Below are 557 nucleotides of genomic sequence, written 5' to 3'. Positions count from 1 at the left end.
TGCAGATCGCGCCCGGCGAGGCCCAGCGGCAGCAGGAACAGCACCCCGGCCACGATCCAGGCGCCCGGGTGAGCGGGCACCCGCGCGGCGGCGGGGCGCGGGAGCGCGTCGCGCGTGCCGACTCCGGGCAGCACCAGGGCGGCGACCAGCAGCGCCACGACGAACAGGTTGGCGCCCACGGCCTGCAGCAACGGCTCACCCCACCCGGACGGGTGCAACCGCGTGAGCTGGCTCTGCGCCACCCCGATGCCGAGCGCGACGACCACCGCCACGGCCGGACCGCGCATCCGCGCGGCGACCGCGACCGCCACCACCTCCATCACGAGCAGCGGCAGCCCGTACGGGTCGAGCCGCACGTACGGCGCCAGCAGCACGCCGGTCAGACCGGCCGTGAACGAGCCGAACGCCCAGCCCGCCGCCGCCACCCGGTCCGCGTCCACACCGGCGAGCACGGCCAGTCGCCGGTCGTCCACGACGGCCCGCAGCTCCCGCCCGAACCGCGTCCGGCGGATCACCGCCCCGACCCCCGCGGCCAGCACGACCACCACCGCCAGTTG

Annotated in this window: 1 pseudogene; it reads right to left on the bottom strand. The window is 77.4% G+C overall.

The features are described 5' to 3' along the window. Window positions 1–557 (bottom strand): annotated as a pseudogene (locus tag B7767_RS43720) (ABC transporter); the annotation flags it as partial.

Source organism: Streptomyces sp. 13-12-16 (assembly GCF_002114215.1).
Classification (GTDB): Bacteria; Actinomycetota; Actinomycetes; order Streptomycetales; family Streptomycetaceae; genus Streptomyces.
This window is presented reverse-complemented; position numbering and strand designations above follow the sequence as displayed.